This is a genomic window from Nitrospinota bacterium, assembly GCA_035528715.1.
Lineage (GTDB): Bacteria > JADFOP01 > JADFOP01 > DATKYB01 > DATKYB01 > DATKYB01.
Genome location: DATKYB010000021.1, coordinates 1 through 6,099, shown reverse-complemented (window position 1 = coordinate 6,099; position 6,099 = coordinate 1). Strand labels below are relative to the sequence as shown.

At 38.3% G+C, this 6,099-nt stretch carries 10 protein-coding genes; 5 read left to right on the top strand and 5 right to left on the bottom strand.

Going from position 1 to position 6,099, the window contains the following annotated elements:
* Positions 1-597, top strand: a 597-nt coding sequence (locus VMW81_01385) for a sigma 54-interacting transcriptional regulator (protein HUU49593.1), incomplete at its 5' end; no start/stop codon positions are given.
* Here VMW81_01385 and VMW81_01380 read toward each other — a convergent pair.
* A complete protein-coding gene (locus VMW81_01380) occupies positions 590-742 on the bottom strand; it encodes a hypothetical protein (protein HUU49592.1) in 153 nt (50 codons plus the stop codon). The genes VMW81_01385 and VMW81_01380 overlap by 8 nt on opposite strands.
* Positions 743-917: 175 nt before the next feature.
* On the opposite strand from VMW81_01380, the gene VMW81_01375 reads away from it, so the two are divergent.
* Entirely contained in the window at positions 918-1,136 is a 219-nt protein-coding gene (locus VMW81_01375; GenBank protein HUU49591.1) for a hypothetical protein, read from the top strand.
* A 2-nt stretch (positions 1,137-1,138) separates the two neighbouring features.
* Positions 1,139-2,494, top strand: coding sequence for a hypothetical protein (locus VMW81_01370; GenBank protein HUU49590.1), 1,356 nt, complete (start codon positions 1,139-1,141; stop codon positions 2,492-2,494).
* Positions 2,495-2,572: 78 nt separating this feature from the next.
* On the opposite strand, the gene VMW81_01365 is transcribed toward VMW81_01370, so the two are convergent.
* Positions 2,573-3,223: a LytR C-terminal domain-containing protein gene (locus VMW81_01365; protein HUU49589.1), complete on the bottom strand. Its 651-nt coding sequence runs from the start codon at positions 3,221-3,223 to the stop codon at positions 2,573-2,575.
* A gap of 153 nt (positions 3,224-3,376) precedes the next feature.
* Between VMW81_01365 and VMW81_01360 the strand changes: the two genes are divergently transcribed.
* Together VMW81_01360 and VMW81_01355 are read left to right on the top strand one after the other, a co-directional pair.
* Positions 3,377-4,216, top strand: coding sequence for a DnaJ domain-containing protein (locus VMW81_01360; protein ID HUU49588.1), 840 nt, complete (start codon positions 3,377-3,379; stop codon positions 4,214-4,216).
* A gap of 68 nt (positions 4,217-4,284) precedes the next feature.
* Positions 4,285-4,887 carry an MBL fold metallo-hydrolase gene (locus tag VMW81_01355; protein HUU49587.1) on the top strand — a complete coding sequence of 201 codons (603 nt, stop codon included), beginning with the start codon at positions 4,285-4,287 and terminating at the stop codon, positions 4,885-4,887.
* 72 nt (positions 4,888-4,959) lie between these two features.
* Here VMW81_01355 and VMW81_01350 read toward each other — a convergent pair whose 3' ends face one another.
* The 3 genes from VMW81_01350 to VMW81_01340 form a co-directional block, all read right to left on the bottom strand.
* On the bottom strand, positions 4,960-5,178 hold the full coding sequence (locus VMW81_01350; GenBank protein ID HUU49586.1) for a hypothetical protein: 219 nt from the start codon (positions 5,176-5,178) through the stop codon (positions 4,960-4,962).
* 42 nt (positions 5,179-5,220) lie between these two features.
* Entirely contained in the window at positions 5,221-5,352 is a 132-nt protein-coding gene (locus VMW81_01345) for a hypothetical protein (protein ID HUU49585.1), read from the bottom strand.
* A 406-nt stretch (positions 5,353-5,758) separates the two neighbouring features.
* Positions 5,759-6,099, bottom strand: a 341-nt coding sequence (locus tag VMW81_01340) for a hypothetical protein (GenBank protein HUU49584.1), incomplete at its 5' end; no start/stop codon positions are given.

Sequence of the window (6,099 nt, the reverse complement as noted above, 5' to 3'; positions counted from 1 at the left end):
CTCCTGAGAATTTTAGAAGGGGGTGATTTTAAGAAGATAGGAAGCAACAAGATGTTTCGTGTAGATATCAGAATCATAGCTGCGACAAACTCAAATCTTATCATGGCCATAAAAAACAACTCTTTTAGAGAAGACCTCTATTATCGCCTCAATGTGGTCTCTATTAACCTTCCTCCTTTGAGAGAAAGAATTGAAGACATCCCCTTTTTGGCAATGCATTTTCTTAAAAAGGCATCAGAAAAATTTAAGAAGCCTCTAACCACTATCGCACCTGAGGTCATCCAATCCTTCACAAGATACTCCTGGCCGGGAAACATCAGAGAATTAGAGAACTTTATAGAGAGCGCGACTATCCTGACTAACTCCACAACGATTTCCCCTCAAGACCTCCCCACACTATCAGAGAAAATAGGAATCAATCCCAGAAAGACCAGATTAACAGACCTTCCTTTCTATGAGGCAAGGGATCTATTTGAAAAGGAATATATTGAAAAAATTCTCTCCAGATGTGATGGAAATATATCAAAGGCCTCAAAGCTCGGAAGGATAAGCAGAAAGAGCCTGAGGACCAAAGCAAAGAAATATAATCTTATGTAGAAAAACCCTTTTCATCCCCCGGTAATCTTCCTAAAAAAATGGGCAAAAGAGCCCTTGCTGGAACAAAGGCTCCATTCATTAAGTGCTTGTTTATCAAAACCTTATATAATAGAACCTCTTGGCTTTCTGGGTGAAATCCCCCCATAACTATTCCTTTCTTTTCCAGAACTTTTCTTTAAGAATTTTCTTTAATAATATAAGTAACTATATTTCAATTAGTTATATTGAAAGAACCCCCTGTTGAATCCTTGAGAAATTTTGGCATACTCATTGCTTTATAGAAAAGCAGTAAAAAATTTCGAATCATAGGGAGTTTATTTATGAGTTCCTTAATTCAAGAGACCAAAAACCTGATCCTTCAGTATCTTAAAAGATTCCCCGAGGCAAAGGATACACCTGACGGTATCGCATCCTTTTGGATTAACAGAAACCATGAAGAAGTAGCCATAGCCCTTAAAGAACTTATCAATGAAAATCTTATCTTTGAAAAGAATCTAGGAAACAAAAAGGTATATGGCCTTATGAATAGTGGGGAATAAAGATGACCGATTCGATTAGCCCTTCTTTTTTATATCATCGCCCAGCAACCAACAGATTTTTATATAAACACCTCTCATTTACAAGAAGAGTGGGTCAATCCGCAAATAGGGAAACCGATTTTTTAAAGAGAATTGAGGATAGCTTCACATCATCCATTGGCAACAAAGAATCTCCCCTGACAAAAAGCCCTTTGAATCTCAACAGGAGCGTAGCAGAAAAAAGCAGATTCAGAAATAATATGGTATTGGACATGCCCGCCATGGGCAATAGAAATAAGCCGATGTCAAGTAAGCCAATAATGACAGATACCAATGTAAAAATCAATTTTAGACATAATTATGATACAGCAAGATTCCTATTGGATAACTATAATCTTGTTGAGCAATTAAGTTCTGACCCTGAATTGCTCGATAGCCTTTTGAATAATTCCAGTGTCAACAAAAGGGATATTGAAAAAGAGATTGTATCAAAGGCCTTAGATAGGCTTGAATTTGCCTCACCCATAAGCCGGGATTTTCTCGAAAAGAATCTGGATATTGCCAAGTTTATTGCTCTCGATATAGGAAATATATCGGATGTCCTGAATAAAAATGATGACCTTGCCAAAGCCATGAGTATCGGGGGTCTCTACGGCGAAGATATTATTAGAGAAAGGGCAGCACAAAAAGCAGCCTCGATGTTTCATCACAGATCCAAGGTAACCGAGACCTTCTTAAGAGAAAATCCCATTGCAGCCATTTATCTTATCCAAAACCCTGATATTGCCAGAGAATTAGATAACAGCAATTCAAAGGCTACGGATTTTGTCAACACCTTTGCTACATTAGAAAACCAGCTGAAACCCTCCATTGTCAGCCAGGCTTTATCTCTTCTCAGTGGCACAGGAATCACCCAAGACTTTCTGGAAAATAATATGGAGTTTGCAGAGGTGATTGTTGCTGATGAACTCGCAAATGACGGTCCTTCTCTGGCAGGTTATCTGAGAAATAGAGGTGATCTCACCCGTATCATCGGAAGGATTGAAAATGGTGAGGTTTATATGGATTCATCAGGGATGAATCTTTCAGAGCTTATTGCAGCCCAGCAGTCCAAACTTGCTGTTGAGATGCTCCCTTCTGATTTTCCATTGGATGAGGACTTTTTTAGAAATAATATAGGGCTTGCCTTTCTTGTCAATCAGTCAGAAGAATTCTCCAAAGCCCTTGCAGATTCAGAGGAACTGGTGGTGAGATTTATCGGTTCAAAAAAAACAGGCCTATCTAAGACCTATGCACAGACAAGAACAGCCATGAATGCCTTTCTCTCTGGATTTCTCTCAAGAGAAGATGAGAATAACAAGATAGATACTCTTGCTTGATTGAATCACTACTTATTTCTATTTCTTTTGTTTTTAAATTCCCCTTTTACTTTCTAAAGACAAGAGAGGCAATGATTTTTATTTTATCTTTTTTATCAAATCTTTTCCTATGACGATTGAGATATCGATATCAGGTTCTTCTTTCTTCATTTGATAGATATCCTGCCATCCTGGAATCTTATGAGCAATATCGATTGCCTCTTCCCTGTATTTCTCTTTGTAATAGACAATGCTCTTTCGGTAATTAAAATTGTCTGCATTTCCTGTTGATTGGACATTAAAACCCTTATCCGTCAAAAAAGCCTGCAGCCTCGCTGCCATTCCCTTTTTGCCACAGCCGTTTAAAATACCAATTCTTATCTGAACTGCCCTCTCCTCTACTTTTACTTCTACTTTTTCTTTTACTTTTTCTTTTTCTTTTAATTCAACTAATTCTTTTGTTAACATCTCCTCTTTCTCTCCAAGGTATCCAGAAATCTCTTTAGTCCGCTCAAGTTCAGTATCAATCTTTTTGCTGAGCTTTGTCCCCTTTTCAAAAAGTTCTTCTTGCCTGGCCATCAAACGATCCATTCTTGCCTTTACCTTGTCAAACGCTTCTCTCTTGGTTTCTTCGGCTGATTTTTCCGGCTCTACTTCTACTCCCCTTCTTATTTCTTGAGATGGGGCACAACCGATTAAAAAGATAAAAATGATAACAAAAATTGAGGTTCTTCCATATTTCTCTATCATGAGCCTCTCCCTTAATGATGATTATCTATTTGATGAATAGATTCAAAATTGAAATAATTCTAAAATCAGTATATATTATTATATAATTTTCTAAAACAAAAGTAAAATTAGCACTTTTTACTGAATATTTTTTAAAAATTTTAAAATAGCGAAATGGTCATTAGAGGCAATAAAGACTACTATAAGATTCTCGGAATTAATGAAAATGCTTCAGAAGTGGAGATAAAAAAGGCCTACAGAAGGCTTGCCATGGAATACCATCCTGATAGAAATCCAGGGGATAAGGGTGCCGAGGCAAGGTTCAAAGAGATTACAGAGGCCTACGGTGTTCTTATCGATAGGACAAAGAGAAGGGAGTATGACCAGTTTAAAAAATACGGATTCAGGGATCAACACGGTCAGAGAGGATTCAGATACTCCCAACAGGATATCTTTAGGGATATCTTTACTAATCCCTTTGCCAGCGAGATTTTCAGGGAATTAGGAAGAGAGTTCATGAAATCTGGTTTTCGGTTCGATGATAAATTTTTCAAAAGAACATTCTTCGGACCAAAAGGCTTTTTCTTTGGGGGGATATTTTTCGGCACCTTCAGCCCGTTTGGAAAAACATTTCAATATGGAGAGACGAAAAAATCTTTTGAAGAGATTTTCGAAGAGGCAAAAATCAAGCAAGGGGCGAGAAAAAGCCTCCTTAACACTCTATTTCAATCCCTATCAAATAAGCTCATCAGAACAAAGACCCTCTCCTCAAAAGATATCGCAAAGAAAGAGCTAAATATCAGCTATACCCTCTCCCTGACAGAAAATGAAGCAGAAGCGGGCTGCGAAAAGGTCATCTCATACACAAAAAAAGGAAAGAGGGAGAAGCTTTCTGTGAAGATACCACAAGGCACGAAAGAGGGAACAAAGCTTCGGCTCAAAGGTAGGGGCTTGAAAGGAAGAGAGGGAGCAATGGATGGCGACCTCTATCTTCATATCAAAATAGAAAAATAGGGTTTGACAAAGCTTTATCAGAATATAAAATAAAAATATTATTAATCATTATTCAGGAGGGATAAAAAGTGATAGAAAATATTATATGGCTCGGACACGCCACCTTCAAGATTGTCAACAAAAAGGTCATCTACATTGACCCATGGAAGGTCAAGGAAAAAGACTCTGCGGATATAATCCTGGTCAGCCACTCCCACTTTGACCACCTCTCCATTGAGGATGTGGAAAAGGTAAGGGGGGAGGGGGGAATTGTTGTTACCACCTCTGACAGTGCCTCTCAATTATCTGGAGATGTCAGGACCCTAGCACCAGGTGCTAAGATAAACATTGATGATATCCTGATAGAGGGAGTTCCCTCTTATAATATTGGTAAAGACTTCCATCCCCGCAATAATAACTGGCTTGGGTTTATCATCACTGTCAATGGAAAGAGGATTTACTATGCAGGGGATACAGACGCTACGCCTGAGATGAAGATGTTAACAAATATCGATATCGCTCTCCTCCCTGTTGGCGGGACATACACCATGACCTGCAAGGAAGCAGCAGATGCTGCCAATGCCTTTAAGCCCAAGATAGCTGTCCCCTATCACTGGGGAGATATTGTGGGCTCAAAATCAGATGCTGAGAAATTCAAGGAGCTCTTTGAGGGGGAGACAGTAATCTTATAGTCCCTTTTTTGTCTTTAGAAAGCAAAGGGATGAATGGAGGATTTTTCTTTTTAAAAAATGGTTTTGAAAAGATTAGATTCCACCTGGGAAGTCTCTGTGTGGAAAATGTTTATAAAATTCTATCAAAAACTCCCAAAAGGACATCTTGCTTGATTTCTGGATGTAGAGCCCAAACTTCTTGCAGCCCTCACACCTGTGCCAGATAAGGTCCTCCTCTTTTAAAGTATCATCAAAAAGCCTTTTCTGTTTCTTATTACAATGTCTGCACCTTATTTCTCTTTCGAACTTCATCTTAACTCTCTGATTATATTTGATTAAGCTCACTAAGGATTTTTAAACAGCATCCCATCTCTTTATCCTTCTATTTATAAATATATATAAAATTTCTCCATTATCAAGAAGAATTGCAAATTCTGTTCTCTCCCCCTTATCCATCCCTTCAGTTCTGAGTAGGTTATCGTCCATACTGATTTTCTAAAGATTATTGAGGGAAAAAGGGGTTATTTGGGGGTAGACAAGAATACTATAGTTTATTTATCCCTTTTTTGCTTGTCCAAAAAAGGGACGAAAGAAGAGCATCCCCCGATTTTTCCAGGCGGTCTTTGACTGCAATCGCTCGGCAAAGGATTAACCATTCTTTTCTTACCTTTCTTGCTCACCCAAGAAAGGTAAGAAAAGAAGGGTGCCCCCCTGCTTTTTTAAACGGCATTTGACTGCGCTCATTCGGAGAAGCAGCAAACTCAGCCTTCGGCTTCAGACAGCTGTTTCTATCATCCTCACTCGCTTGTCAAATACCTAAAAAGCAGAAGGGGGAAATCTGAGGGAATAAAAAGGGAGGAATGGGAGAGGGTGGAGTGACAAGTTAGTGGTACTATTTGTCAGAACCAATTTTCTTAAAAAAACAAGTTGATGAAATATAAAAATATATACCAAAAAAACTGAGTAGACCAAAATACACTGCAATATATTGCATTAATATATCTTCTGAAACCACTTTTGATAACCAAGCCCCATATTTGTGAACAATAAAGTAAATGATACATCCTGAAAATATTCCCCAGAGGCAGCTTCCAAAAATGACACCAATCAAAGACTGAATAGGTTTTTTCGGAATCTCCATGAGAGTCTTATAGGGGTGAAGATATGTTATTGCACCGAGCAGATTTAATGGGATAGAAAGGGCTGCAGAGAAAAAGATAATTTTAGGAAATC

Coding starts and splice junctions, on each gene's coding strand:
- VMW81_01380 (HUU49592.1), bottom strand. CDS start 742: ATGGGGGGATTTCACCCAGAAAGCCAAGAGGTTCTATTATATAAGGTT.
- VMW81_01375 (HUU49591.1), top strand. CDS start 918: ATGAGTTCCTTAATTCAAGAGACCAAAAACCTGATCCTTCAGTATCTT.
- VMW81_01370 (HUU49590.1), top strand. CDS start 1,139: ATGACCGATTCGATTAGCCCTTCTTTTTTATATCATCGCCCAGCAACC.
- VMW81_01365 (HUU49589.1), bottom strand. CDS start 3,223: ATGATAGAGAAATATGGAAGAACCTCAATTTTTGTTATCATTTTTATC.
- VMW81_01360 (HUU49588.1), top strand. CDS start 3,377: ATGGTCATTAGAGGCAATAAAGACTACTATAAGATTCTCGGAATTAAT.
- VMW81_01350 (HUU49586.1), bottom strand. CDS start 5,178: ATGAAGTTCGAAAGAGAAATAAGGTGCAGACATTGTAATAAGAAACAG.
- VMW81_01345 (HUU49585.1), bottom strand. CDS start 5,352: ATGGACGATAACCTACTCAGAACTGAAGGGATGGATAAGGGGGAGAGA.